This is a genomic window from Streptomyces gilvus, assembly GCF_022513565.1.
Lineage (GTDB): Bacteria > Actinomycetota > Actinomycetes > Streptomycetales > Streptomycetaceae > Streptomyces > Streptomyces gilvus.
In genome coordinates, this window is sequence record NZ_JAKWBE010000003.1 from 1 (window position 1) to 26,384 (window position 26,384).

The window sequence follows — 26,384 nt, forward strand, 5'->3', positions numbered from 1 at the left end:
TCGCCCAGCGGCAGCGGATGCAGGCGCTGCTCGGCACGGACGCTCCCTTCGCCGGGGCCGGTTCGGGCAACGCCTCCGGCACAGGCGGCCTGCTGCGCGAGCGCACCCCCGTCATCGTCCCCGTCGTCCTCGCGCCGCTCGAGGATCTGCGGGATCAGGCGCGGGGTTCGGTGCTGCTGGGACAGCTGGCCACGCTGGTGCACGAGATCGGACCGAGCGGCCGCTCGCTGACGCAGACCGGCCGCCTGCGCATCGCCGACGCACGCGAGCTGGCCCGGCGCCTGGACACCACGACCGCAGTGCCGGCCGAGGGCGCCCCCGCGCGGACCACGACCGCCGCCGTCCACCGCGCGCCCGGGCTCCCCCACCTTCGAGGTGACAACCCGGACGCGGCACGCACGGTGGACGACCTGCCCGGCCTGTCCCTGCTCGTCGCCTGGGCGACCACTGCACGGCTGATCCGCGTCCACAAGGGCCGGCTTGTGGCTGTGGCCAAGGCCCGAAAAGACGTGGACGATCCGGCGGCCCTCGCCGCACGCGCCGTACGCTCCCTGCCCGAGCTGCGCGAATGGCTGCTGCCCCACCCGTCCCGCCAGGACGGCCAGGGCCGCTTCGGCGAGTGGTCCGCGCTCTTCCCCCGCTTCGCCGAGCTCGTCGCGGACCTGCTCGCCGCCCTGTACGGAATGCCGATCGCCTCCCCCTGGCCGGTGCTGTGGGCGACCGTGCGCGCGGCGTACCTCGACGACCCCTTCTTCGGAGCCGACGACGACAACTCGGTGACAGCGGCGGAGGCACACCTGCGCGGCATCGTCGACATCCTTGAGAACCTGGGCGTGGTGACCGTGACCCACGGCCGTCCGGATCCGGACTTCTCGGCCCTCGTGCGTTCCGGAGCGCTCGTCCCGCCCGGCGAGCGGCAACGACAGCACGCCCTGCAACGGGCCCTGCTCGGCACCGACGTCGAACTACTCCAGCTCACCGCGCTCGGCACCCACGCGGTACGCGAACTCCTGCTCTCCCTCGGCCGCCAGGCCCCCGCCGTCGGCGCACTGCGCGACGAACCGGCACCCCTGCTCCTCAGCGTCCTGCTCGACGAGTACGACACGGAAAGCGCACGCGCCGAACTCGCCGCATGGAACGGAACGAGCGAGCAGCTACTGCACGCGGTACGGGCCATCCAGCTGCACAGCAGGCGCGCGCTCGCGCTCCGCCTGCTCCTTGACATCCTGCCGGACGGCCCTCGCTTCATGGCACAAGCACGCCAGGACCCGGTACTTGCGCCCGCCGCGCTGCTGGCGGCGACGGACACCGGGCTCCTCGACGTCGCCGACCTGGACGAACGGGAGGTCGCCTTGCTCGCCGCCGAAAGCCTGCTGACGGTAAGGGAGTTCGGCGGGGACGAGGGGCTGCTGCGCGAGGCGCGGCGGCCTGGCGACAACTCGGCCAAGAGGCGACAGCGTGGCGGCGTACCCCTCACGAAGATGATCGACCTGGCCCTGGCGTCCGGCCATCCCGACACCGCGGGACTGGACAGGCTCCGCCGCGTCGACCTGACCTCTATGTCACGCCGACCGGGCCAGCCCGGCCGTCTCCGCACCCAAGAGTCAGGCGAACAACGCCGCGGCAGGGGCGGCAAGGGGCACGGCAAACGCAAGCGGCGCAGGCGCTGAGCCCGGCCAAGCGGATCGCCACCGCCACACCCGGCCCCGCCCCGGCCCCGGCCCCGGCCCCGGCCCCGCCAAGCAGACCTTCGGCCGGGTACAACGCCAGGCGCACGGTTCAGGACGCGACGCCGAGACCGAAGTTCCGGTCACCAGGCGCACTCCAGCGCTCCACCACCGCCCAGGCGCCCGAATCTGCGAGGTCGGCTCGCGCGAGCGTCCAACTGCCGCGTTCGGCCGACCCGCGTCTTCGGCAGAAACCCCCCTCATGGTCACCACGAGCGAATCTCCGCAGGTCACAGCGGGTTTCGCACGACCAGCCCTTGATTGCGGCTCCTGTCGGGGCACCCACTGACCGCTGGTCAGGCCGGCGACGTTTTCGCAGGTCACACTGCGGAAGGGCTTTCCGTCAAACGCGCTGCGGACTTTCGCCGAGCTGATCACCGCGCGCCCACAGGGACATGCCCCGGGGAGACAGGAAGAAGCCCCCGGCCGGGACAGGAGGGTGTCCCGGCCGGGGGCGGCCTGGGGGCTCGCCTTCGGTGCTACGACATCAGCGCCACGGCCAGCTGGGCGTCGAGGGCCGACATGGTGTCGAGGGTGCCGTCGCCGATCGACACGTGCGGGGTGGTGTGGTTGTTCGTCGAGTTCCGGGCGGCATTGGACAGCCTCTGCCAGTTGTTCTCGAACTGCACGCCGGTGACGTCGATCATGCTGCCGCCCGAGTTCGAGCCGTTGCGGGAGACCGTCGAGGAAGCGCCCGCGTACCAGCTCGTGCCGCCCCGGATCGCCTGGCCGACGCGGTAGGAGATGAAGTCGAAGCGGGCCGCCTCAGCGAAGGCCTGGGTCAGGACCAGCAGCCCCTCCGCCCGGGTGCTGTTGGAGATGTCGTTCTGCCCTCCCAGGTTCCGGATGGCGGCCTGGATGGAGCTCATGGAGATGCCGATGCTGCCCCGGTCATGGCCCGCGGCCCGTTCCATGTCGGTGTAGTTGACCCACGGCAGGTTCCGCGTGTCGCTCACGGCGGGCAGGCGCGGCCCCTCGTTGAGCCGGTAGTAGACGTTCGTGGTGTCGTTGCGCCAGCCCGTGATGTACAGGTTCCTGGCGTTGATCACCAGGGTGACCTGGGCCCTGGTGAAGCCGAGGGTGACCGAGAAGTAGTCGTCGGTGTTCCGGGTCAGGATGATGTTGCCGTAGAGGCGGGTGCCGCGCAGCCGCCCGCGGATGTCGTTGATGATGGCGTCGTAGCGGTCGGCGAAGTCGCGGTGGACGCCGGTCGCCAGGCTGTAGCTCACGCCGTCGGTCGGCTGGGCCGCGCCGGCGAGTTGGATCTGACCGGTCGTCGAGGTGTGGTGCGCGGCGGGGAGACCGCTCGTGCCGACGGCGGTGACGGCGGCGGCTGCGAGCGCGGCCGCCAGCACGGTCTTGGTGCCGAGGCTGCGCAGGACGTGGGATCGGGGCATGGCGCTGTTCTCCAGAGGTTCGGTGAGCCGGACACGTGCGGCCTGTCCGACACCAACACTCGCCGCCGGACCATTGATTGGCAGTCCGGCCGCCCACGGAAATCAATTCCGCCCGCCCCCGAGTGACACGAGCCATGTCCCGCGCCCGTCACTCGGTGGCCATCTCCCCGTTCCCTGCCGCCGCTTAGGACCATCGCGCCCGATGTCGCTTTCGTCAGGTGCACGGAGGTACGAGCACATGGGGCGCCGCGAAAGACCACCGGACCCCGGGTCCGGTCCCGTCCAGCGGCTCGCGCACGAGATGCGGGAGCGGGCGCGGGGCGTAGGCCTGACACCGGCGCGGTGGCGGACGTACGTGCCGGACGCGCCGTAACCGACGCGTGTGCGACGCGTCCGTTACGCATCAGTGAACAACGGCATCCTCCCAGGTCAAGTAATTGATTGGCCCTGGAATCCGGTGTCCGATCAACTCCTGGACGGCGATGCTCCTGTCTGACGCCGGAACCCGACACCGGCGCACGACCAGGAGAACGTCCATGAAGCTGTTCACGCCGAACCTGCGCCGCACCGCCCTGCTGGCGCCCGCCCTCGCCCTGCTGACGATCCCGTTCTCGACGGGGACGGCCGGCGCGACCACCCCGGGCTGGGGCAGCGACAAGCCCGACGTGATCGGCGACTGCAACGCCGGCAAGCCCGACCTGTGCCAGTACCACGAGGTCAACTCCTGGACCGCGCCGGGCAACTGGCACGCCGCGAGCAACGTGTTCAACAACTGCCAGGGCACCGACAACGCCACGTACGCGCGTGCCGCCTCCTACGAGACCAACAGCTCCTACTCCTACGGCACGAAGCAGACCTTCGAGGTCAGTGCCGGCTTCTCCGACAAGATCGAGCTGGGCATGAAGGCCAGCACGGAGGTCAACCAGACCTGGACCGTGGGCGACAAGCGCACCATCACCGAGACGATCACCAACACCGTCCGTCCCGGCTACAAGGGCCAGTACTGGTTCCAGCCGCTCGTCCACCACTCGGAGGGCTGGCTGGAGGTCCACTACGGCAAGCGCGTGGACGGCCACTACTTCTGGTACTACCCGGGCAAGGACTCCACCGGCTTCCAGATCGCCACGCCGGTCGCCTGGGGCGACGGCACGCTGAAGGGCGAGATGAAGTGGACGACGTGGGCGTGCTGAACGGCTGTCGACCGACGCGCTGAGCCATGACCGGAGCGGGGGATCCGCGCGAGTCGCCCCTCGCTCCGGTCGGGCCGACGAGTTGCGCCTTCAGCAATGTCACGCGGCTTCAGCGATCCGGGCAGTACGGCCTATCGGGTGCCTGCGGAAAGTCGTCGCGTCCGGCGAGCCATCCGCTGAGGCGTTCGGCCGACGCGTCCACCAGCCGTGGCAGTACGAGCTCCCGGAAGCGGGTCAGCACCCCCCGTTCCAGCCAGCGGGAATCGCTCTCGCCGCGGGCCTGGAGCCCGGCCGCAACGGCCACCACGACCGCCGAGACCTCCTTGGACGCGGCCTCGGAGACCAGGGCCTCCTCGACCTCCGCGCGGGCCGGCGTGGCCTCGACCCAGCGCTGCCGGCGCCCGCTCGCCACGCCTACGGCGCCGAATCCTTCCGGCCGCTCGCTGCCGCGTACGCCTGGGTCGGGGTCATCGGTACGCCGTTGATCTCCACCGTCTTGTAGGGGCTGACCTTGGCGCAGCCCTTCGCGCCGTCGGCCGTCTGGGCGTGGGCGTCGGCGACGGCCGCGTGGGTGTCGGCGGGGGCCGCCGACGAACCGCCCGAACCGCCCGAGCCGGAGGAGCCGTACGTCGTGCCGCTCGGCCAGTCGCTGCCGATGACCAGGACGACCCCGCTCGTGCTGCCCTGGGTGAGGTGCGAGGCGGGCAGGCCGATCGCGGAGGCGACGGTCTGGGCCTCCGCCTTCTGCCCGGGGCCGTAGGTGATGGTCGTCTTCGCGGACTGCTGCGGCGCGTTGCCCGAGGTGGTACCCGAGCCGAAGCCCTTGGCGAGGAGGCCGTTGGCGACCACGGACGCGCGTCCGCCGGTCGTGGTGCCGTTCTCCACCTGCACCGCGACCTGGGAGGCGGGCACGGTGGCCGCGGCCGACGCGGACGGGGACGCGGAGGACTTCTTCTTGCCGCCGCCGGCGGAGGACAGCGACTGGTCGTTGGCGATGGTGGCGAACAGCTGCTTCGCCGCCGCGGCCGGCACCACACGGTTGGCGTTGGTCGGGTCGGCCGCGGTCTGCATCGTCGTGAACGTCATCCGCTTCGACGGCACCTTGTTGAGATCCGTCGCCAGATCGATCAGCTTGGTCACGCTGCCCAGGCCGTCGTCGACGGTCAGCGCCTTGGTCGCCGCGTCCGCCAGGGAGTACACCTTCGCCGGGTTCGCCAGCGTGCCCGCGCTCTTGAACTTGCGGATCATCGCGGACAGGAAGAGATGCTGGGAGACCGTACGCCCCAGGTCGCTGCCGTCGCCGAAGCCGTGCCGGGAGCGGACGAACTCCAGGGCCGCGTCGCCCTTGAGGGTGTGGGTGCCCTTGGCGAGCTTGAGGTGGGAGTAGGTGTCGTACACGTTGTCGCTGACGCACACCGAGACGCCGCCGACCGCGTCGGACATCTTCACCACGCCCGCGAAGTCGAGCATCACGAAGTGGTCGATGGTGATGCCGGTGAGCTGGTGGACGGTGGCGACCTGGCAGGCCGGGCCGTACTGCAGGGCGCTGTTGATCTGGCCGTAGTAGCCGGGCGTCGACTGGTTGCTGTCCGGGTCCTTGCAGGCGGGGACCTGGGTCATGGTGTCGCGCGGCACGCTCATCACGGTGGCGTTGGAGCGGTCGGCGGAGACATGCACGACCATCTCCACGTCCGCGTTGTGGCCGACGGTGGAGCTGGCCGAGCCGCAGCCGCCGCCGAGTTTGCAGTCGGCCGCGTTGTTCCGGCCGTCGGAGCCGATGACCAGGATGTTGATCGGGGTGCGGCCGAAGGCGTCCGCCTTCTCCGAGCCGCCCTTGCCGTCGAGGGCGACGCTGTTGATGTTGCCGTTGAGGTGCTCGTACAGCCAGGCGCCGGCGCCCGCGGTGACCAAAATCAACGCTGAGACCGTGAGCAGTGCTATGCGTACGAGGCGTTTGCGCCGGGCCACCGGCTTGGCGCGCCGCCCCGCTCCGCGCCCGCGGGACCGGGCCGCCTGGCGGGCGGCCGCCCGGCCGCCGTACGGCGCCGGAGGTGGTCCGCTGTCCGTCCCGCCCCGCCGCCCGGATGTCTCTCCACGTTGGCGGGGAACGCCGGCCGAGCGGTCACGGGTGGCCGATCGGCCGCGGGTTTCGCCCCAGGGGTCGCTCAACTCCCACTCCCTACGCTGCGGCGTACGTCAGGGCGGAGCCCTGGGCTCGGATGATTGCGCAATATAGCAACTGTTGCTGAGATGGCAGGTGGTCTACGCCACACCCGTTTCTTACCTGGTCGGCGGGGGACCCGCGCCGCCCGTGGGTCCCCCCACCGAATCCGCTACGACCCCCGCTCCCCCGTCAGACGTTGACGCCGAAGTCGGAGGCGATGCCGCGCAGTCCGGAGGCGTAGCCCTGTCCGACCGCGCGGAACTTCCACTCGCCGCCGTGCCGGTACAGCTCCCCGAAGAGCATCGCCGTCTCCGACGAGGCGTCCTCGGAGAGGTCGTAGCGCGCGATCTCCTGGCCGTTGGCCTGGTTGACCACCCGGATGAAGGCGTTGCGGACCTGGCCGAAGCTCTGGCCGCGCGCGTCCGCCTCGTGGATGGAGACCGGGAAGACGATCCGGTCGATCTCCGGGGGTACGGCGGCGAGGTTGACCTTGATGCTCTCGTCGTCGCCCTCGCCCTCACCGGTGAGGTTGTCTCCGGTGTGCTCGACCGAACCGTCCGGGCTGGTCAGGTTGTTGTAGAAGACGAAGTGCAGGTCCGAGGCGACCTTCCCGGAGGCGTTCAGCAGCAGCGCCGACGCGTCCAGGTCGTAGTCCGCGCCGGTCGTGGTGCGCACGTCCCACCCCAGACCGACCAGGACCGCGCTCAGCCCCGGCGCCTCCTTGCTCAGCGAGACGTTCCCGCCCTTGCCCAGGGAAACTCCCACGGCTCTTCCTCCCCGCTCCAGGCCTCAAGTCGTCACTGGTCACCAACGCCGGGACCGGGCACGGCGGTTCCCGACGTCACCACCGGCTCGGCGGCGGTCGGCACGGCGGAGGAGTAGGCGGCGGAGGCGGAGGTCGCCGTGACGGAGGCGGAGTCCTGCGGGGCGCTCTCCTCCTTCATCGCCTTGGCCTCGCTCTTGAGGATGCGCATCGACTTGCCCAGTCCGCGAGCGGCCTCGGGCAGCTTCTTCGACCCGAACAGCAGAATGATCGCGATCGCCACGAGCAGCAGGTGCCAGGGTTCGAGCCCGTTCCGGAGCATCCCACCCACCCCATTCTCTTCATTCTCATCGCCATGGTTGCTACGTTGCGCAACTGTACAACCAAGGCAGCTTTGTGACAGCCCCCAGCCCGGCGGTGTAGAGCGCGAGGACAGCGGCCAGGAGCAGGTAGTACAGGGGTGGCAACGGGGTCAGTCCGAGCAGCGAGCCGAGCGGGGTCACGGGCAGCAGCAGTCCTACGGCGGCCAGCGCGCCGGCCGCCCATCCGACCGGCCCCGGCAGCCGCCCCGCCGTGTCGCGCCCGGCGCGCAGCAGCACCATCACCAGGGCCTGGGTGATGAGGTTCTCGGTGAACCAGCCCGAGTGGAACACCGCCGAGTCGTCCAGGCCGCCCGGCCCGTGCAGGGTGAGCGTGAGCACGCCGAAGGTGGCGAGGTCGGCGACCGCGTTGAGCACGCCGAAGCCGGTGATGAACCGCAGCAGGTCGCGCGGGCGCAGCAGGATCGGGCGGCGCAGCACCGAGGGGTGCGGCCGGTCGTGCGCGAAGGCCAGCTGGGCCGCGTCGAAGAACAGGTTCTGCGCCAGCACCTGGGCCGGCAGCATCGGCAGGAAGGGCAGCAGCAGACCGGCCGCGAGCATGGCGATGACGTTGCCGAGGTTGGAGGAGAGCGTGATGCGCAGGTACGTGGCGATGTTGCCGCCCGAGTAGCGGCCGGCGGCGATGCTGTGCGCGATCGCGGTGAGGTCCTTCTCGGCGAGGACCACGTCCGCGCTCTCCCGGGCCACGGCCACCGCGTCGCGCGGGGCGATGCCGACGTCGGCGGCGCGCAGGGCGGGCAGGTCGTTGACGCCGTCGCCGAGGTAGCCGACGGTGTGTCCGCCCGCGCGCAGGGCGGTGGCGACACGGGCCTTGTGCTCGGGGGCGCAACGGGCGAAGACGACGGTGCGCTCGGCGGCCTCGGTGAGTTCGGGGTCGGTGAGGCGGTCGACCTGGTCGGCGGTGAGGACGGCGTCGGCCGGCACCCGGACACCGAGGTCGCGGCAGGCGCGTACGGCGGTGCCGGGGTGGTCGCCGGTGAGGATCCTGACGGTGACGCCCTGCTCGGCGAGGCCCCGCAGGGCAGCGGCCGCGGTGGGGGCGAGGGCGTCCTTGAGGGTGACGAAGCCGCGGAACTCCAGGCCGCGTTCGTCGGCGGGGGTGTACTCGCGGGCCCGGGAGGGGCGTTCGGCGGTGGCGACCGCGAGCACCCGCAGCCCGTCGTCCGCCTGCCGTGCGGCACGCGCGAGCAGCCGCGCCCGCTCCTCGTCCGCCAGCGCACAGCGCGCGAGGACGGTCTCGACGGCGCCCTTGACGACGAGGGTGTGCGTGCCGAGCCGCCCCGGTGTGCGCACGACGGCGGTCGCGAGGCGCCGTACCGGATCGAAGGGCAGGGCCGCCACCCCGTCGTACGCCATGATCTCGTCCTCGTCGGCGGTGTCCAGGACGGCGTCGTCGAGGGCGTCCGGGGCGGGCAGGTCGGCGAGTTGCAGGGTCCACCAGGCGTTCACGGCCGCCCAGCGCAGCACCTCGGGGTCGTCGTGGCCGTCCGGGCCGAGGGCGCCCTCCAGGACTGGGCGGTCCTGGGTGAGGGTGCCGGTCTTGTCGAGGCACAGGACGTCGACGGCGCCGAGGTCGTGCAGCGCGGGCAGCCGTTTGACGATCACCCCGTGGGCGCGGGCCAGCAGCGCGGCGCCGCGCGCCAGGCACATGGTGACGATGACCGGCAGCATCTCCGGTGTCAGCCCCACCGCCACGGCGACGGCGAAGGGCAGCGTCTCCAGGCCGCGGTCGCGCAGGGCCGCGTTGGCCATGAGGACCAGCGGCGGGGTCAGCAGCATGAACCGGATGAGGATCCAGGAGATGCCGTGCACCGACCGGTCGAAGGCGCTGGCCTCCCGGCCGTTTTCCGTACGGCTGTGGGCGGCGGCGAACCGGGTCCGCGCGCCGGTCGCCACGACCACCGCCGTGGCGCTGCCGCCGGCGACGCTGCTGCCCTGCAAGCAGAGCTCGGGCCGGTCGAAGGCGCCTCCCCCGCCCGCGCTCCCGTCACCGGCGTCCTTGGCGACGGGCGCCGACTCCCCGGTGAGCGCGGCCTGGTGGACGGTCAGCCCCTGCGCCCGCAGCAGCCGTACGTCGGCCGGTACGAGGTCGCCGGGGCCGAGCCGGATCACGTCCCCCGGCACGAGTTCCTCCACCGGGATCTCCCGGTCGTCCGGCGGCAGGTCCTCCTCGGCGCGGCGCAGGACGGTGGCGGTGCTGGCGACCAGGCCGCGCAGCCCGGCCATCGAGCGGTCGGCCCGGTGCTCCCCGGAGGCACGCAGCACACAGCTCACCGCGACCAGCAGCAGGATCACACAGGCGGTGCCCCAGGAGGCGACCACCGCGGACACCAGCCCGAGGCAGAGCAGGACGACGGTGAAGGGGTCCCGCGTGCTGCGCAGCACCGTCGCCGCCCAGGATGCCTCCCGGTACGCGGGCAAGGTGTTCGCCCCGAACCGCGCCTGCCGCTCCTCCGCCTGCGCCTCGGTCAGCCCGCGCGGGCCGCTCTCGAGACGCCGGAGGGTCTGCAGAACGGTGACGGCCCCGCCGCCGTCGGCCGGGGCACGCCGGTTTCCCGAGACGAGTGGCGGAGTTCCGGTGCCGTCGCCCTGGACGCCCTCCGCCCAGGACCCGACCTGTGCGCGCCCCGCGTCCGGTCCGGCCGGCATGCCCTCCGCACCCGGCCCGGCTCCGGGAGATCCCGCCCCCGGATCCGGTTCCGGGGCCGCCGTGCTGTCAGCCACCGGCCCCGCGCAGCCTGCGTACGGGGGCGAAGTCGCCCTCGGCACGCGCGGCCAGCTGACCCACCATCACCCGGACCACGGTCACCACGTCGGGATCGTCGACGAAGTAGATCTGCCGCCGCCCCTCCCGCCGGGAACGCACGAGCCCGGCGAGCTTCAGCTTGGCCAGGTGCTGGCTGACGGCGGGCAGCGCGCCGCCGACCCGGTCCGCGAGGTGGGTGACGTCGCTCTCGCCCTGCGCCAGCGCCCACACGATGTGCAGCCGGGCCGAGGACGCGAGCAGCCCGAAGGCGGCGGCCGCCTCCGCCAGTACCTCGGCGGACGGATCCTCGAAGCCACCGATGTCCGCTGCCACAGCCCTCTCCCGTCCCACCCAAGCCGACAAGCCGTCCCAGTCTAGGGCCGACGCGGTGCGGCTCCCCGAACACCGCCGCGCGTAAGACCGCCGCCCCGGACACCACCGCCCCGGGAAGCACGTCGCTCACCTCTACAGCCCGGTAGAAGTCACCGGTCCCGCGCCCCCTCCCCTCTATACGATGCGACCATGGCGAACCCGGAACGGCGCCGCCCGCGCCGGGCGCAGGGCGAGTTGGAGGCGCAGGTGCTCGCCGTGTTGCGGACGGCCGACGCCCCGGTGACCGCGGCCTGGGTGCGGGAGCGCCTGGGCGACGACCTCGCCTACACGACGGTGATGACCGTGCTGAGCCGGCTGCTGGGGAAGCAGGCCGTGCGCCGCCGCCGGGAAGGCCGTTCCTTCGTCTGGGAGGCGGCCGGGGACGAGGCAGGGCTCGCCGCGCTGAGGATGCGCAGGGTGCTGGACCGCGAGCGGGACCGCCGCGCGGTACTGGCCCGCTTCGTCACCGCGCTGCCCGCGGAGGACGAGCAGGTGCTGCGCGACCTGCTGGACCGGACGGCCGACGAAAGGACGAACTGATCTCCCGCATGAGCGTCCAGCACCCGCCCGTCGCCATGTCGCCATGTCCCCATGCCGCCCTGCCGTCAGCCGGAACCGCTTTCGACGGACTCCTCCTGCGGCCGGGACAGCTCCCGGTCCCCCACCAGCAGGCACCAGGCGACGTCGCCGACCGCCGCCCCGACCGCCGCGGCCCCGGCGATCAGCCCGGCCGTGATCAGTCCGCCGCCGACGTACGGACGTCCGTCGAAGCAGGACAGGACGACCCCGAGGGGCAGCGCTACGACCGCGAGGGCGGCCGGGACACCGGGCACGAGCAGCGCCCGTACGGACAGGAACCGACCCGCCATGTCTCTCCCCGGTTGGATGGTTCGATGGATGGGCTGTACGGGCTGGCGAGTGTAACGGTTCTCGGTTTGCGCAACCTTAAAACTGACCCGTACTCGACATTGTGCCCCGTATCCGGCATACCGACGAAAGGATTCCCCGTGCGCCTGCGCTGCGCCGTGCTCGACGACTTCCAGCAGGTGGCGACCGAGATCGCCGACTGGTCGTCCGTGGCCGATCAGGTGGAGACCGTCTCCTTCTCCGAGCACTTCGCCTCCGAGGACGAACTGGTGGCCGCGCTCGCCGAGTTCGACATCGTCGTCACCCTGCGCGAACGCGTTCCCTTCCCCGCCTCTCTGCTCACCCGCCTTCCGCGCCTGAAACTCCTCGTCGCCTCCGGCATGCGCAACAGCGTCATCGACTACGCCGCCGCCGAGGCGCGGGGGGTCACCGTGTGCGGTACGGCGAGCTCCTCGACCCCGCCCGTCGAGCTGACCTGGGCCCTGCTGCTGGGCCTGGCCCGCGGGATCGTCACGGAGAGCAACGCCCTGCGCTCCGGCGGCCCCTGGCAGCAGACGGTCGGCGCCGACCTGCACGGCCGCCGGCTCGGCCTGCTGGGCCTCGGGAAGATCGGCAGCCGGGTCGCGCGCGTGGGCCTCGCCTTCGGGATGCACGTCAGCGCCTGGAGCCAGAACCTCACCAAGGAGCACGCCGACGAGGTGGGCGTCGAACTCGCCCCGTCCAAGGAGGAGTTGCTCGCGAGCAGCGACTTCGTCTCCGTCCACCTGGCCCTGAGCGACCGCACCCGCGGACTGCTCGGCCCCGCCGAACTCGCCCTGCTCAAGCCCACCGCCTATCTGGTGAACACCTCCCGTGCCGCCATCGTCGACCAGGACGCCCTGCTGGCCGCCCTGCGCGAGGGCCGTATCGCCGGCGCGGGCGTGGACGTGTTCGACGTCGAGCCGCTGCCCGCCGACCACCCCCTGCGCACCGCGCCCCGGCTGCTGGCCACGCCCCACCTCGGCTATGTGTCGCGGGCGAACTACGAGACCTACTACGGGCAGGCGCTGGAGGACATTCGGGCGTTTCTGAAGGGGGCGCCGGTACGGCGACTCGGCTGAGGACGGACCGGGGTCAATCCGTCCGGATGTTCGACCGTGTCCGCGCTCCCGAACCGGGCTTCGGCGGGAGCCGGCCGAGCCGGAAGCAGCCACACACCGTCCGCCCACGGCGAGCCCGGCTGCGTTCACTGAGCGCGGGGACGAAGCAGCCACGGCAGAGCGAGGGAGAGCGTGGAGGCGGCGAGCAGGGCCGTCACGCAGGGCACCCAGTAGCCCGCCGAGACGCCTGCCGCGTCGACCACCCATCCCGACGTGGCGTAGCCCAGAGCCACCCCGACAGAGAGGCCCGAGACGATCCAGGTGATGCTCTCGGTGAGTTTGGCGGCCGGCGCCAGCTCCCCCACCAGGCCCATCATGGTGATCAGGGTCGGCGCGAGACCCATGCCCGCCAGGAAGAGCATCCCCGCCAGCACCGCGAGATTCGGCGCGAACAACAGCGGCACCGTCGTCACCGCCATCGCCCAGACGCTGACCAGCAGCCGCCGCGTGATCACCCCCCGCGGCGCGACCGCGCCGAAGACCGCGCCCACCATCCCCGAGCCCAGCGCGTACAGGCCCAGCAACAGGCCGGACAGCACCTTGTGATGGTGGTCGCCGGCGAATGCCACCGTGACGACCTCCACCGAACCGTAGGAAGCGCCCACCGACGTCACCGTCAGCACCAGCAGGCCGATTCCCGGGATGCGCAGCGCGCTGCCCCCGGCTCCTCGCGGGTCGGGGCGTACCGGCGGCTCCGTACGCCGCTGGGCGGCGAACAGCACGACGCCGACGGCGAGCAGGACCGCGGCCGCCAGCGGTCCGGCCCCGGCCCAGATCCTGGTGGACAGCGTGATCGCCAGGATCGGACCGACGACGTAGATCACCTCGTCGAGCACGGACTCCAGGGAGTAGGCGGTGTGCAGCAGTCGCGGTGACGTCCGGTGCACCTCGGCCCATCGGGACCTGACGAGCGCGCCCATGCTGGGCATGCAGCCCGCCACCGCGGCCGCGGCGTACAGCGTCCAGTCCGGGGCGCCGTACCGGGCGCACAGCAGCAGCACACAGACGGCGGCGACCGTCACGGCCGTCGCCGGAAGGATGACCCGGTGCTGGCCGTGACGGTCCACCAGCCGGGAGATCTGCGGCCCGATCGCCGCGGCCGCGAGCGCCTGCGTGGCGGAGACCGAGCCGGCCAGCCAGTACGCACCGCCGAACTGCGACAGCATGGTGACGATGCCGACGCCGGTCATCGACAGCGGAAGTCGCGCGATGAACCCCGCGGCGGAGAAGGACAGGGTGCCCGCGGGAGCGAAGATACGGCGGTAATCAGAGAGCATGACTCCACGCCCCGTCAGGAGCCGATGGTCGCGAGGCAGAACCGGTCCGTGTCCACGGCGCCTTCTCCAGGCTGTCTTATGGGGCGGCGTCCCGCGACCGGAGTAGGCATCTCTTCCTGCACATGCGGGAAATGACGAGCCGGGTAAACTGACCATAGGACGCGTCGAATATCTCGGCGAGAAGGAGCCGCATACCGCAGGCCGCATGTTCCAGCAAATCCGATTCGCAGGCGGCCAGGGCCGGGAGCCGGCCCCGGAGAATACTCCTTCACCAACCCGATCCCACAGGTTTCTCCCTTGTCCACTGGTGCCGTTCGCCCGACGAGTGGCCCTCGCAGGAGGTGAGTTGGGTTGATCGCCCGACTGCGAAGCCAGGCCGTCATGGCCGCCGTCAGCGTATGCGTCGTCGTACTGACTCTGTTCTATTATGAATTTCCGAAGCAGCGGCTGATATTCGTCGCCATTGGCGTGACCGGCGTCGTCGGCATTGTCCTCGGCGTCCTTATCAACCGTCCGGCGCATCGAGCCCCATGGCTGTTGCTGGCGGCGGGAAACCTGGCCTTCGCCGCCGGTGAGGCCGCGCAGATCATCCTCATCCAGTCTCTCGACCAGGTCCCGTTTCCGTCGGTCGCCGACGGTTTCTACCTCCTGGCCTATCCGCTCTACGCGGCCGGGCTGCTGGGATTCGTCCGCTGGCGCACCAGTTGGAACGACCGCGCGAGCCTCGTCGACGCGCTGACGCTGACCGTCGGCCTCGCCCTGCTGTCGTGGCTCTACCTCATCGAGCCGTACACCCACGTCGCGGGTCTCACCTGGGTGCAGAAGGCGTTCGCCATGGCCTACCCGCTCGGCGACATCCTCGTCCTGGCGATGCTGCTGCGCCTGCTCGCCGCCCGCGGCGGCAAGAGCCGCTCACTCATGCTGCTCACCGCGGGCACCGTCGGCCTGCTCACCGCCGATGTGCTGTACGGCCTGATCCAGCTGAACGGGACGTGGCGGACCGGTACGGCGGTCGAGTTGGGCTGGGTCGTGCTGTACGGCGCCTGGGCACTCGCCGCGCTCGATCCGTCCATGCGGACGGTGACCGACCCGGTGGCGTGGCGCGCGGAAACCGGTACGGGCCGGCTGAGCCTGCTCATCCTCGCGTCGCTGATCGCGCCGACCATCCTCCTGACGGAGGCGGTGCGGGGTGAGAGCTCCAACGTCGGCGTCATCGGGGTGTTCTCCGCGATTCTCTTCCTCCTCGTCCTCTACCGTCTGGCGGGCGTGGTGGCGACCCACCGTCAGGCGGTCGCCCGGGAGAAGGTGTTGCGCAACGCCGTGTCGTCGCTGGGCGGAGCGGGCGATCTGCGCGACGTGGCCAACGCCGTCCACTGCGCGGTGACCCAGCTGGTGCCGCACGGGTCGGCGTGTTCCGCGCTGCTCACCGTGCCCGACAACACGCTCTGGGTGGACGGCGCGGACGCCGGCGGCGGAGGGCTCGTCCCGGCGCAGGGGACGGCAGCGGTACGGGAACTGGCCGAGTCCGGCGCGAACCGCCTGGTGGCCCTCGATGACGTGGGGCCCGATCTCGCCGCCCTCCTCTCGGCCCCGGGCGCGGAGTCGAGGCGCTACGACCACGCGCTGGTCTGCCCTCTCACCGCGCAGGACCACCCCTCGGGCGATCCGCTGATCGGGGCACTGATCGTGGCCGGAGGCGAGCACGACCTGCTCGTGCTGCACGACGCGCTGGCGACTCTCGCCGCGCAGACGGCGCTTGCCGTGGCACGGGTCGCCCTCGCCGAGGAGGTCAACCAGCGCAACAGCGAGGCGTACTTCCGCACCCTCGTGCAGAACGCCTCGGACGTCATCCTGATCCTCGACGAGGACGACCGGGTCCGTTACGCGAGCCCCTCGGCCGACCAGGTGCTGGGCGTTCCGCGCCTGGAGGGCGCCCGGCTCATCGATCTGGTGCCGCCGCAGGACAGCCGCGCGGTGGTCGAGACGCTCGGCCGGATACGCAGCCGCGCGTACCAGACCCGCCGTGAGCACTGGCGCATGGTCCGCACCGACCGGGCGACGATCGAGGTCGAGGTGCGGTGGAGCGACCTGCGCGAGGAGGCGACCGTCGGCGGGGTGGTGCTCACCCTGCGGGACGTGACCGAACAGCGCAAGCTGGAACGCGAGCTCACCCACCAGGCGTTCCACGACTCCCTCACCGGCCTGGCCAACCGCGTGCTCTTCCAGGAGCGCATCAACCACGCCCTGTTGCAGGCCCAGCGTGACGGAACAGTGGTCGGCGTGCTCTTCCTCGACGTGGACGACTTCAAGGTCATCAACGACATCCACGGCCATGGCGTGGGCGACGAACTGCTGGTCGCGCTGTCCCTCCGGCTGCAGACCACCGTCCGTGTCTCCGACACCGCCGCACGCATCGGCGGCGACGAGTTCGCCCTCCTGGTGGAGGGCTCCACCGGGCCCGAGGGAGTGGAGCGGTTCACCGAACACGTGATGAGCGCGTTCGCCGAACCGTTCCGCCTCAGCGTGGGAACGGTGATGACGTACGCGAGCATCGGCGTCGCGACGACCGAGGACAGCGTCGACTCGGTCGAACTGCTGACCCACGCCGACCTCGCGCTGTACGCGGCGAAGACCGCGGGCAAGCGCCAGTGGCGCCGCTACCGCCCGGAGCTGCAGAGCGGCATGGCCGAGCGCGCCACCTTGCAGGAGGGCCTGGACAGTTCGCCCATCGAGACGTCGTTCCTGGTGCTCTATCAGCCCATCGTGGAGCTGACCACCGGTCGGATCAGGGGTTTCGAGGCGCTCGTTCGCTGGCCCCACTCGCCGCGCGGCATGGTGCTGCCGGAGCAGTTCATCACGCTGGCCGAGGAGAGCGGGCAGATCGTCCCGTTGGGCGCCTGGGTGCTCGACCAGGCCACGACGGAGGCCGTCCGGTGGCAGGAGTCCGTGCGACGGGACGGTTCGGCCGACCGCAAGGAGCCCTACATCAGCGTGAATGTGTCGCCGCGTCAGTTCCGTGACGAGGATTTCTCCAATGTGGTCATGCGGGCACTGGATCTCTCCGGCATCGAACCGTCGTCCCTCGTACTGGAACTGACGGAGAGTGTGCTGATGTACAACGACGAACGCGTTCTGGCCGAGATGAGTTCGCTCACCGACCTCGGTATCCGCTTCGCGATTGACGACTTCGGAACGGGATACTCGTCGCTGAGTTATCTGCGTGAGTTCCCCATCTCGATTCTCAAGATCGACAAGTCGTTCGTCGACGAACTCGGGCGTTCGCCCGAGCAGTACGCTCTGGTCGAGGGCATCACGCATCTGGCGGACACACTCGGTCTGACCGTGATCGCCGAAGGGGTGGAGAACGTGAGCCAGCAGGAGGCCCTCATCTCGATGGGCTGCCGGTTGGCACAGGGATACCTGTTCGCCGAGCCGGTCGGTGCCGAAGAAGCGGAACATCTGGTCCTCGCGCCGCCGCTCGGCCAGCTGGCCGGACTGCAGGCGGCGCCGGCAAAGGGGAAGCGGCGATGAGGGCATGCCCCACAGTGCTCGGCGCGAGGCAGGAGGCCCACAGTGGCGGAACGTGATCGAACTCCGACGCAACCCGCTGAGCTGTGCGTCGTACTGCGCAACGTCGAGGGGCAGTACGCGATCTGGCCCGCCGACTGCCGGATTCCGGCCGGGTGGGACGGGATCGGCGGGCCGGCGTCCGCCTCGCAGTGCGAGAGCCTGGTCGAGCGCCTGTGGACCGACATGCGGCCCGCGAGCGCCCGCGCCGGGGGGTGGACGCCGGGATCCGGATCCGGCACCGTACCCGAGCTGATCCGGGAGCGCGCGCGGCGTGAGCCGTCCGCTCTCGCGGTGCTCTCGGACGAGGGCAGGCTCAGCTACGCCGAGCTGACCGACCGTGCCGATCGTCTCGCCCGCGAGTTGCGCCGGTCGGGCGTGGAGGCGGAGTCCGTCGTCACGGTGTGTCTCGACCGCACCCCCGAGCTGGTCGTCGCCCTGCTGGCGGTGCTGGGTTCCGGTGGCGCGTTCCTGCCGCTCGACCCGGCGACTCCGCGGCAGCGGACGGCCGCACTGGTCGGGGAGACCGGTTCACGCCTCGTCGTCACCAGTCGCGAGCACGCGCCGATGTTCGCCGCGTGCGAGGCGCGGATCGTCGACGTGGAATCGGTCGCGACACAGGCGGCGCCGCAGGGCCCACGGCCGGCGCCCGGCCCCGGGCCGGACGACCTCGCCTACGTGATCTACACGTCCGGATCTACCGGGCCTCCCAAGGGCGTGATGATCAGTCACCGGTCGCTGGCCCACTCCCTCGTCGCCGTGGCCCGGGCCTACGGACTCACACCCGGCGACCGGGTGCTGCACGCCGCGGCACTCGGCTTCGACACCTCGCTGGAACAGATCTTCGCGCCGCTGATCAGCGGCGCGACGCTCATCCTGGCCGGAACCGGGACCTGGGCACCCACCGACATGCTGCGGCGCCTGCCGGAGTACGGGATCACGGTCGCCGACCTGACCCCGGCCTACTGGCAGCGGCTCGTCTCCGTCGCCGATCCCGGAGAGAGCCTCGCGTCGCTGAGACTGGCCATCGTCGGCGGCGAGATCGTCACCGCGAAGGACTGCCGCGCCGTGCTGCACCGGATCCCCGGTGCGCGGCTCGTCAACGCCTACGGGCTGACCGAGACCGCCATCACCTCCACACTGTGCGACCTGAACGAGGAGGTGCTCTCGGCGCCCGACACCGCCGTCGCCCCGGTCGGCAGGCCCCTGGAGGGTGTTCACGTCCAGTTGCTCGACTCCGAGATGAAACCGGTGCCGCCGGGCGGGCGCGGCGAGGTCTACATCAGCGGCCCGGGGCTGGCGCGCGGTGTCTGGCGGCAACCCGCCCTGACCGCACGGCAGTTCCTGCCCGACCCGCACGGCGCCGCGCCGGGGGACCGCATGTACCGCACCGGGGATCTGGGCCGGCTGCGCTCGGACGGCAACCTGGTGGTCCTGGGCCGGGTCGACGACCAGATGAAGATCCGCGGGTTCAGGGTCGACCCGGCCGAGATCGAGGCGGCACTCGTCTCGCGCCCGGAGGTCGGTCAGGCGATGGTGGTGGCCCGGGCGCGCGAGGGCGGCCACCGGGACCTCGTGGCGTACTACACGCCGGCCACACCGTCGGGCGGCGGCGAGGCGACGCTGTCGGCCCGGCTGCGCTCGGCACTCGCCGAGGTCCTGCCGGGGTACATGATCCCGGCGGCCTTCCACGCGATGGAGCGACTGCCCGTGACGGCCGGCGGGAAGCTCGACCGCAAGGCCGCGCCGCAACCGGCCGCCGCCGTACGGGCGGTCGAGGCCGACGACCGCCCGCTGCCGCTGGGAATGGCTCAGTTGTGGGGCCAGATCCTGGAGGTCGACCATGTCCGTCCGCACGACGACTTCTTCGAACTGGGCGGCAACTCTCTGCTGGCCATGGAGATGCTCGCCCACACCCGCGTCATGTTCGGCATCGGTGTTTCCCAGATCCGCGATCTGACCCGTTCGCTGCTGCAGTATCCGACGCTCGCCGCCTTCGCCGAGTCCGTGCGCCGGGCGCGTGCCGGCGCACTGGCCCAGCCGGGCGGCGCGAGCGTCGACTTCGTCGCCGAGACCGATCGGCGTCTTCCGGCGATGGGCCATGCCGCGCCGGCTCCGTCCCTGGAGAACCCCGGCGACGTCCTGCTCACCGGGGCCACGGGCTTCTGCGGCGCGCACATGATCGACGAGCTGCTGCGCAGGACCACGGGACGGGTTCTGTGCCTGGTCAGGGCCTCCGACGAAGAGCAGGGCATGGAGCGCATCCGGGCGAGCCACCGGCGGCACGTCCACAGCGATCTGTCCAGTGCGCGCGTCCAGCCGGTCGTCGGCGACCTGGGCAGGTCCCAACTCGGTCTGTCCACCGGCCGGTTCGAGGAACTGGCCGCGACCGTCGACGCCATCTACCACTTCGGCGGCCAGGTCAACTTCATCTACCCGTACCACGAGTTGCGCGCGGCCAACGTCGACGGCACGTACGAGATCATCCGCCTCGCCGCCGGCCGGGCCGTCCCCGTCCATTTCACGTCCAGCATGGCGGTGGTCGCCGGATTCGGGCCGTCCGGGGTCCACGAGGTGACGGAGGACACGCCACTGCGCTTTCCCGAGTATCTGTCGGTGGGATACGTGGAGACCAAGTGGGTGGCCGAAGCCCTGTTGAAGAAGGCGTCCGACGCGGGCCTGCCGGTCGCCGTCTACCGCCTGATGGACGTCACGGGCCTGACCGGAAGCGGCGCGATGAACACCGGCAGCGAGATGTGCGCCCTCATCGGCTTCATCGCCCGGACCGGGCTGTGCCCCGACGTACCGCTGCCCCTGGACTTCCTGCCGGCCGACTGTCTCACCCGCGCACTCGGACACATCTCCACCCGTCATCCCGCACGCGGAGAGGTCTACCACCTGACCAACCCCGGCCCGACCCTGCTGAGTTCGCTCGTGCAGCGTCTGCGCCTACGGGGTTACCCGGTCCGGGAGATCCCCTACGAAGAGTGGATCACCGAGCTGGTGACCTATGCGGCCGGGCACCCCACCGACCCGATGACCCCGTTCGTCCCGCTCTTCGTCGATCGGTGCACCGGTGCCGACATCACCGTGAGCGAGATGTACTTCCAGGGCGTCTTCCCGGAGTTCACCCGTGGCAACGCGGAACGGGCGCTGCTGGGCACCGGGATCGACATTCCGCCGGTGGACGCGGAGATGATGGACAGTCACCTCGACTTCCTGCAGAAGATCGGCTGGATCGGGCCGGCGCGGAGCGGAGGGCGGGAGACAGGGTGTTGAGCCGATGCCCCGGCTGGGAGGCGCTGAACATACTGGACGCTCCGCCCGACGGTCCGGTGGCCTTCTCCGGCGACCTCAGTCCTGGCTGCCTCCTGGCGGCGTACCGGGCCGGGGCCTACCCGTTCCCGGCGTACGACGAGTACACCCGCGCCCTCAACGAGGTGGTCTTCGCCGATCAGATCCAGGAGGGACGCATCCGGCTCCTGGGGGAATCGGCCGATCCCTATGCCGTCTCGTGGTGGTCGCCCGACCCCCGACCGGTCCTGCCCGTCTCGGCCGCGCATCTCGGCCGGAGCCTGGCCAGGCGGCTGCGCAACCGGCTGTCCTGGTCGACCAGCCTGGACCGGCGGTTCGAGCCGGTCGTCCGGGAATGCGGTGCGGGGCGCACTCCCCCGTGGCTCACCGAAGAGCTGATCGCAAGCCTGGTCCACCTCCACGACCTGGGTCACGCCCACAGCGTCGAGGTGTGGGAGGACGGCGAGCTGGTCGGCGGCGTCTTCGGCCTGCGGGTCGGACCGGTCTTCAGCATGGACTCGATGTTCTTCCACCGCCCGGGCGCCTCGAAGGTCGCGGTGAACGATCTCGCGGCGCGCTTCGCCGAGGCCGGCGGCCTGCTGCTCGACGCACAGCGGGACAGCCCGCACGTCCGGGACCTGGGCGCCGTTCTCGTACCACGAGAGCAGTACCTGCGACACCTGCGCGACACCGCGTACGAGAGCCTCCCGATGCCCACCGCCACCCTGCCGGCCGACCGCCTCGCCCGGCCGACGGGCTAGGGCCGGCGCTCGCTCCGTCCGGCGAAGCACCTCGCCTGCGTGGGTTCGGCTCGACCGCTGTCACACGGAATGCCGCGTGTCCGACGCGTCACCACCGGGTGTGCCGACCGTGCTGACCGCTCGCTCGCGCCGAGTGGGAACCGGTTTGGACGGTGCGGGCAGGCCTCCGATGGCCCCTGCTTGCCGGCGACCGAAGAACCGTCCCCAGCGCCGTGGAGCGCCGACCGGGCGGTACGAGTACGCGTAGTGACCGGTGTCCCCCTTGACCGGGGTCATGTTGAGGATTCCGCCGAGCGCGAGGGCACCGACCCTCTGGAGGGACTGGATCGCCTCGACGATCTGGGCGCGGTTGGTCTTCCCGTGGCGCACCACCAGCAGGTAGCCGTCCACCGCCGGAGCCATCGCGGGCGTGTCCGCCACCGGGAGCAACGGCGCGGTGTCGACGACCACATGGTCGAACTTGTCCGCCAGCGAACGCACCACCGCCCGGAACTGCTCCGAGCCGAGCATCTCCGCGGGGTTGGGAGGAAGGGCTCCACTGGCGAGCACCGAGAAGGAACCGCCCGACTGCATCACCTGCTCCGGTGTCGCCTTTCCGATCATCACCGTGGTGAGTCCGGCGTCCTGGACCAGGTGCAGCGTGCGCGCCACGTTGGGACGGCGCAGGTCGGCGTCGACCAGACACACGGAGGAGCCCGCCTCGGCGAGTGCGGCGGCCAGATTGACGGAAATGCTGGTCTTGCCCTCTCCGGGGAGCGCACTGGTCACCGCGATGATCTTGGGCGGGTTGTCGATGTCCACGAACTGCAGACCGGTGCGCACTCGGCGGAAGTCTTCCGCGCGCGGTCCGAACGGGTCATGGTTCGCGGCGATCGGGCACGCGGACGCGTCCGAGTCATAGGTGACGCATCCCAGCACCGACGGCCCCTCCGCCTGGACGAGACACTGCGCCAGATCGCCGCCGGAGCGCACGGAGGCGTCGAGCGACTCCCGTGCGAACGCCCAGCACCCTCCCAGCACCAGCCCACCCGCGAGTCCCAGCGCGACATCCATCGAGAAGTTGGGGGAGTAGGGACGGGAAGGCGTGGCGGCAGGCTGGGTGACGCTCAACCGCACAGGTGAGACGGGTGCCTTCACGGGCCGTTCGATACTGGCGATCACCTGGGCGAAACGGCCGGCGACGGCGTTGCTGATGCGAGCGGCACGGGCCGGCCCGGGGTCCGAGACGGTGATCTTGAGCAGGACGGTGTCGAGCGGAACCTCGGTGGAGATCTTCCCGGCGAGCTGGGCGGGCGTCATGCTCAGGTGCAGGCTCCGCACGACCGGCTCGGTCACCCTGGGGCTCACCACGACTTCCGCGTAGGAGCGGACTCGCGCCTGGGCGAAGCTGTTGCCCTGGTTGAGGGTGACCGAGTTGTCACCCCAGTCCTGAAGCGACACGAAGAGCGTCGAGGTAGCCCGGTACTGCGGAGTGGCGAGGAGTGCGGCGAGCACTCCGGTCGCTGTCCCCAGCAGCGCCAGCACCACCACGGCGCGCCAGCGGCGGGCAAGGATCCGAAGGTAGTCGGGCAGATCCAAGGTAGTCCGTCCCAGATGAGCAGTTGGCCAGTCGGTCAGAGTCGCAGAGCCGGTGCGAAGTCGGGCAAAGCGAGCGTATCGCCGCAAGTTCAATAAATTACGTAACCATGGCCTGCCATGCGATTCACCCCGCCGCCGGTCCGGTGAGTCCCGTGCGCCATATGGTGACTTCTCCTGTTTTGAGCTTTATGTAGCCCCGTTTATTGCTATGTATCCGCATACCGCACTGACGGGCCGCACCATGCCATCGGCCTGATCTCATATGAGGAGCGTGAAAAGCGATGACGGTGTCATCGAAGTGGCGAGCCGCCTTCGTGGCCACGGCAGCGTCTGCTGCCCTGGCCGCGTCGCCGCTCGTCGGGGCGCAGTCCGCCCAAGCCCAGCCCTATCCGCCGCCACCCCCGGGCGTCACACTCAGTGATTCCACCGTCGAGCCCGGGGACTCGATCACCTTCCAGGGAACCGGCTTCGTGGGCAGTCAACCGGTGGAGGTGGAAGCAGACCTCTTCAGCAGAAAGGTCGTGCTGGGACACTTCACCGCCGACCCGGACGGCACCGTGGAGGGGACAGTCACCATCCCGGAGCGCACGGAGCCGGGTGAGCACCTCTTCTCGCTGACGGCCGAGGAGGAGGACCTCACCGCCTGTACACACCTCTACGTCGAGGGCGCGGACCACACCCCTCCGCCCGGCGACCACGACCACGACAACGACCCGCCCAACGGAGGACACGAGCACGACCCGTCCAATGGAGGCCCCGGACGCCACCCGTCCAACGCGGGTTCCGGGCACGGCCCGTCCAGCGCGGGCTCCGGGCACGGCCCGTCCAACGCGAGCGCGGAACACGACCCGTCCGCCTCGGGTTCCGGGCAGGAGGAGTCGTACAACCACAAGCCGCATCTCGCCAACACCGGTGACGACTACTCGCCCTACCTGATGGGCGGCGCAGCCGCGCTGGTGCTGCTCGGCGGATGGGCGCTCATGGCTGCCCGGCGACTGAAGCGCCGCTGAGCGCCGTAGTCCATCGTGCACCTGCGAAACCTGCGTCGGCACCTGTGCCGGACGGCAGGCACTGGTCCCACCCGGCGCCGACTTTCACGGCGCCGGGTGGGACGCGTACTGTCGGCCGCCCTTGCGCTGGGGCTGGCAGGAGGTGGCTGGCTCCTCGTCAGCGGGCTCTTCGCCCGCAGCGAACTGCTCACCGCCCAGCGCCAGTTGACAGCGCTCCAGCAGTCCGTGACGCGCCCGTCGGCCGCTTCTCCGGGGATCTCGGCCGCCGCGCTGCGGTCAGCGGCCGCGCACGCCGCGCGGGCCCATCAGCTCACCACCGGCCCCGCCTGGTACCTGGCCGCTCAGGTGCCGTTCCTGGGCAGGCCGGTCAGCACGGTCCGCGGAGCGGCACAGGCAGCCGACCGGCTCACGCATGACGTGCTGCCGCCCGTGGTGCAGTTGGCGTCGCGGTCCGCCGGCGAAGCCCGCACGAGCGGTCTCGACGCCCTGCTCACCGGGCTCGGAGCCAGGGTGCCCGCTCTCGACCGGGCCGCCCGGACCGTCGCCGACACGCGCACCATGGTCACCGGACTGCCCGGTGTTCCCTGGCTGCCCAACGTGGAACGGGCGCGTACCCGGCTGGTCACCCAGCTCGACCGGATGACCCCCCTCGTGTCCGATGCCGCGATGGCGGCCCGGGTGGCCCCCTCCATGCTCGGAGCCCACGGTCCGCGGCGCTACATGCTCGTCATCCAGAACACCGCCGAGTCCCGGGGCACCGGAGGCCTGCCCGGGGCCTTCGCCGTGCTGAACCTGGATCAGGGAAAGGTCAGGTTCGAGGCCTTCGGCACCGACACGATGCTGGGCGAGACGCACCCCGCGATCGACCTGGGCGCCGAGTACCGGATGCGGTACGGCGCCATGGACCCCACCGGCACCTGGGCCAACTCCAACGTGAGCCCTCATTTCCCCTACGCGGCCCGTATCTGGGCGGCTGCCTGGCGCGAACACAGCGGGCAGCGGCTGGACGGTGCGATCGCCGTCGATCCCAACGCACTGGCCCGCTTTCTCCAGGCCACAGGACCGGCCCGGTTGCCCGACGGAACCTCGGTGACGGCAGCCAACGTCCTGGACCTCACCGAGCGCACCGCCTACGCCCGTTTCTCCGACAGCCGGGAGCGCAAGTCGTTCCTCGTCGATGTGGCCCGCGCCACCGCCACGCGGCTCGTCGGCACCCTGAACAGCTCTCGGCAGTTGCCCGCACTCCTCACAGCGGTCCACGACGTCGTGGCACAAGGGCGACTCCAGGTGTGGAGCGCCCACCCCGACGAACAAAGCGTCCTGGAGACCAGGCCCCTGGCCGGTGCCCTGCCGGTGAAACCGGGGCCCTTCGCGGGACTGGTGGTCAACAACGCGGCGGGCGGGAAGCTCGACTTCTACCTCGACCGTGAACTCCACTGGATTCCCAGCCGCTGCGCCGGTGACCGGCGATCGGTCACCGCACGGATCACCCTCACCAACCGGGCCCCCGCGTCCGGTCTGCCGCCCTATGTGACCCAGCGCGTCGACACACCGCCCTACCCCACCCGGCCGGGCGACAACCGGCTGATCGTGTCCTACTACGCCGGCACGGACGCACGGCTCACCAGCGCGACGCTGGACGGCCACCGCGCCATGGTGAACAGCGGCGTCGAACGCGGCCACCCCGTCTACACCGTGGACGTGGAGCTGCCGGCACAGCACAGCCGTACGCTGACGCTCGTCCTCGACGAACCCGCCGACGACCGGTCTCCCACGGTGTGGCGCCAGCCGCTGGTCACGCCGCTGCGCGCCCGTGTCGAGCCCGTCCCGGCCTGCGAGGGCTGACCGGGACGGGGCGCCCGCGGCGGCCGTACCGCGCCGACGCTCCAGGGCCATTCGGACCAGCGCTCGGCACGGTTGGACCTCGACCGTGCACCACTTGGGCATGATGGGGCGCACTGACGCATGAGTACCGCTATGGGCGGTTTCATTCCCCTGTCGGTGAGAACGGAGAAGGGCGCGATGGGCGATTCCAGGGGCAGCAGGTGGTGAGGCCGCGGGTCGCCGCCGTCACTGGTTGGGGTGGCCTTGTCCTGGCAGGAGTCGCAGGGGCGTGTCTCCTGGCGCGTGGCCCCGTACCCGCGTGGATGCC

At 71.0% G+C, this 26,384-nt stretch carries 19 protein-coding genes; 9 read left to right on the forward strand and 10 right to left on the reverse strand.

The window, feature by feature from the left end; all coding sequences use genetic code 11:
- The coding region (locus tag MKW14_RS06525) for a hypothetical protein (RefSeq protein WP_240859682.1) at positions 1–1,670 on the forward strand (1,670 nt) is incomplete at its 5' end.
- A gap of 536 nt (positions 1,671–2,206) precedes the next feature.
- Here MKW14_RS06525 and MKW14_RS06530 read toward each other — a convergent pair.
- A complete protein-coding gene (locus MKW14_RS06530) occupies positions 2,207–3,124 on the reverse strand; it encodes a ribosome-inactivating family protein (RefSeq protein WP_240859685.1) in 918 nt (305 codons plus the stop codon).
- 536 nt (positions 3,125–3,660) lie between these two features.
- Here MKW14_RS06530 and MKW14_RS06535 point away from each other — a divergent pair.
- Positions 3,661–4,314: a hypothetical protein gene (locus MKW14_RS06535; RefSeq protein WP_240859686.1), complete on the forward strand. Its 654-nt coding sequence runs from the start codon at positions 3,661–3,663 to the stop codon at positions 4,312–4,314.
- Positions 4,315–4,423: 109 nt separating this feature from the next.
- Here the strand turns inward: MKW14_RS06535 and MKW14_RS06540 are convergent, their stop codons facing one another.
- From MKW14_RS06540 to MKW14_RS06565, 6 genes are all read right to left on the reverse strand, one after another.
- A complete protein-coding gene (locus MKW14_RS06540) occupies positions 4,424–4,726 on the reverse strand; it encodes a hypothetical protein (RefSeq protein WP_240859688.1) in 303 nt (100 codons plus the stop codon).
- 2 nt (positions 4,727–4,728) lie between these two features.
- The gene (locus MKW14_RS06545; RefSeq protein WP_374116543.1) at positions 4,729–6,483 is read right to left on the reverse strand and encodes an LCP family protein; all 1,755 of its coding nucleotides are present in this window, start codon (positions 6,481–6,483) and stop codon (positions 4,729–4,731) included.
- 184 nt (positions 6,484–6,667) lie between these two features.
- Positions 6,668–7,243 (reverse strand): TerD family protein, encoded by a 576-nt coding sequence (locus MKW14_RS06550; RefSeq protein WP_240859691.1) that lies wholly within the window; start codon positions 7,241–7,243, stop codon positions 6,668–6,670.
- A gap of 32 nt (positions 7,244–7,275) precedes the next feature.
- Entirely contained in the window at positions 7,276–7,563 is a 288-nt protein-coding gene (gene tatA / locus MKW14_RS06555) for a Sec-independent protein translocase subunit TatA (protein WP_240859694.1), read from the reverse strand.
- A 40-nt stretch (positions 7,564–7,603) separates the two neighbouring features.
- Positions 7,604–10,270, reverse strand: coding sequence for a magnesium-translocating P-type ATPase (mgtA, locus tag MKW14_RS06560; RefSeq protein WP_240859696.1), 2,667 nt, complete (start codon positions 10,268–10,270; stop codon positions 7,604–7,606).
- Between the two features lie 67 nt (positions 10,271–10,337).
- Positions 10,338–10,700, reverse strand: a complete 363-nt coding sequence (locus MKW14_RS06565) for an ArsR/SmtB family transcription factor (RefSeq protein WP_240859698.1) — start codon at positions 10,698–10,700, stop codon at positions 10,338–10,340.
- 189 nt (positions 10,701–10,889) lie between these two features.
- Between MKW14_RS06565 and MKW14_RS06570 the strand changes: the two genes are divergently transcribed.
- Positions 10,890–11,279: a BlaI/MecI/CopY family transcriptional regulator gene (locus MKW14_RS06570; protein ID WP_240859700.1), complete on the forward strand. Its 390-nt coding sequence runs from the start codon at positions 10,890–10,892 to the stop codon at positions 11,277–11,279.
- A 65-nt stretch (positions 11,280–11,344) separates the two neighbouring features.
- On the opposite strand, the gene MKW14_RS06575 is transcribed toward MKW14_RS06570, so the two are convergent.
- Entirely contained in the window at positions 11,345–11,608 is a 264-nt protein-coding gene (locus MKW14_RS06575; RefSeq protein ID WP_240859702.1) for a hypothetical protein, read from the reverse strand.
- A gap of 138 nt (positions 11,609–11,746) precedes the next feature.
- On the opposite strand from MKW14_RS06575, the gene MKW14_RS06580 reads away from it, so the two are divergent.
- A complete protein-coding gene (locus tag MKW14_RS06580) occupies positions 11,747–12,706 on the forward strand; it encodes a D-2-hydroxyacid dehydrogenase family protein (protein ID WP_240859704.1) in 960 nt (319 codons plus the stop codon).
- A 125-nt stretch (positions 12,707–12,831) separates the two neighbouring features.
- On the opposite strand, the gene MKW14_RS06585 is transcribed toward MKW14_RS06580, so the two are convergent.
- A complete protein-coding gene (locus tag MKW14_RS06585) occupies positions 12,832–14,022 on the reverse strand; it encodes an MFS transporter (protein ID WP_240859706.1) in 1,191 nt (396 codons plus the stop codon).
- Positions 14,023–14,403: 381 nt separating this feature from the next.
- On the opposite strand from MKW14_RS06585, the gene MKW14_RS06590 reads away from it, so the two are divergent.
- From MKW14_RS06590 to MKW14_RS06600, 3 genes are read left to right on the forward strand one after another with little or no spacing between them, the layout of a single operon-like run.
- Complete coding sequence (locus tag MKW14_RS06590) at positions 14,404–17,553, forward strand: putative bifunctional diguanylate cyclase/phosphodiesterase (protein ID WP_240859707.1); 3,150 nt, start codon at positions 14,404–14,406, stop codon at positions 17,551–17,553.
- A gap of 42 nt (positions 17,554–17,595) precedes the next feature.
- Complete coding sequence (locus tag MKW14_RS06595) at positions 17,596–20,868, forward strand: amino acid adenylation domain-containing protein (protein ID WP_240859708.1); 3,273 nt, start codon at positions 17,596–17,598, stop codon at positions 20,866–20,868.
- A complete protein-coding gene (locus tag MKW14_RS06600) occupies positions 20,862–21,644 on the forward strand; it encodes a leucyl/phenylalanyl-tRNA--protein transferase (RefSeq protein ID WP_240859711.1) in 783 nt (260 codons plus the stop codon). Before MKW14_RS06595 ends, MKW14_RS06600 begins: the two co-directional genes overlap by 7 nt.
- Positions 21,645–21,704: 60 nt before the next feature.
- Here the strand turns inward: MKW14_RS06600 and MKW14_RS06605 are convergent, their stop codons facing one another.
- Complete coding sequence (locus tag MKW14_RS06605) at positions 21,705–23,222, reverse strand: tyrosine-protein kinase domain-containing protein (protein WP_240859713.1); 1,518 nt, start codon at positions 23,220–23,222, stop codon at positions 21,705–21,707.
- Positions 23,223–23,503: 281 nt separating this feature from the next.
- On the opposite strand from MKW14_RS06605, the gene MKW14_RS06610 reads away from it, so the two are divergent.
- Together MKW14_RS06610 and MKW14_RS06615 are read left to right on the forward strand one after the other, a co-directional pair.
- A complete protein-coding gene (locus MKW14_RS06610) occupies positions 23,504–24,232 on the forward strand; it encodes a hypothetical protein (protein ID WP_240859714.1) in 729 nt (242 codons plus the stop codon).
- Positions 24,233–24,328: 96 nt separating this feature from the next.
- Positions 24,329–26,077 carry a DUF4012 domain-containing protein gene (locus MKW14_RS06615; RefSeq protein ID WP_240859716.1) on the forward strand — a complete coding sequence of 583 codons (1,749 nt, stop codon included), beginning with the start codon at positions 24,329–24,331 and terminating at the stop codon, positions 26,075–26,077.
- Positions 26,078–26,384 lie beyond the last annotated feature (307 nt).

Excerpts from the sequence above, each read along its gene's own strand:
- MKW14_RS06585 (WP_240859706.1), bottom strand. The coding sequence starts at position 14,022 with ATGCTCTCTGATTACCGCCGTATCTTCGCTCCCGCGGGCACCCTGTCC.
- MKW14_RS06590 (WP_240859707.1), top strand. The coding sequence starts at position 14,404 with ATGGCCGCCGTCAGCGTATGCGTCGTCGTACTGACTCTGTTCTATTAT.
- MKW14_RS06610 (WP_240859714.1), top strand. The coding sequence starts at position 23,504 with ATGACGGTGTCATCGAAGTGGCGAGCCGCCTTCGTGGCCACGGCAGCG.
- MKW14_RS06575 (WP_240859702.1), bottom strand. The coding sequence starts at position 11,608 with ATGGCGGGTCGGTTCCTGTCCGTACGGGCGCTGCTCGTGCCCGGTGTC.
- MKW14_RS06535 (WP_240859686.1), top strand. The coding sequence starts at position 3,661 with ATGAAGCTGTTCACGCCGAACCTGCGCCGCACCGCCCTGCTGGCGCCC.
- mgtA (WP_240859696.1), bottom strand. The coding sequence starts at position 10,270 with ATGCCGGCCGGACCGGACGCGGGGCGCGCACAGGTCGGGTCCTGGGCG.
- MKW14_RS06570 (WP_240859700.1), top strand. The coding sequence starts at position 10,890 with ATGGCGAACCCGGAACGGCGCCGCCCGCGCCGGGCGCAGGGCGAGTTG.
- tatA (WP_240859694.1), bottom strand. The coding sequence starts at position 7,563 with ATGCTCCGGAACGGGCTCGAACCCTGGCACCTGCTGCTCGTGGCGATC.
- MKW14_RS06530 (WP_240859685.1), bottom strand. The coding sequence starts at position 3,124 with ATGCCCCGATCCCACGTCCTGCGCAGCCTCGGCACCAAGACCGTGCTG.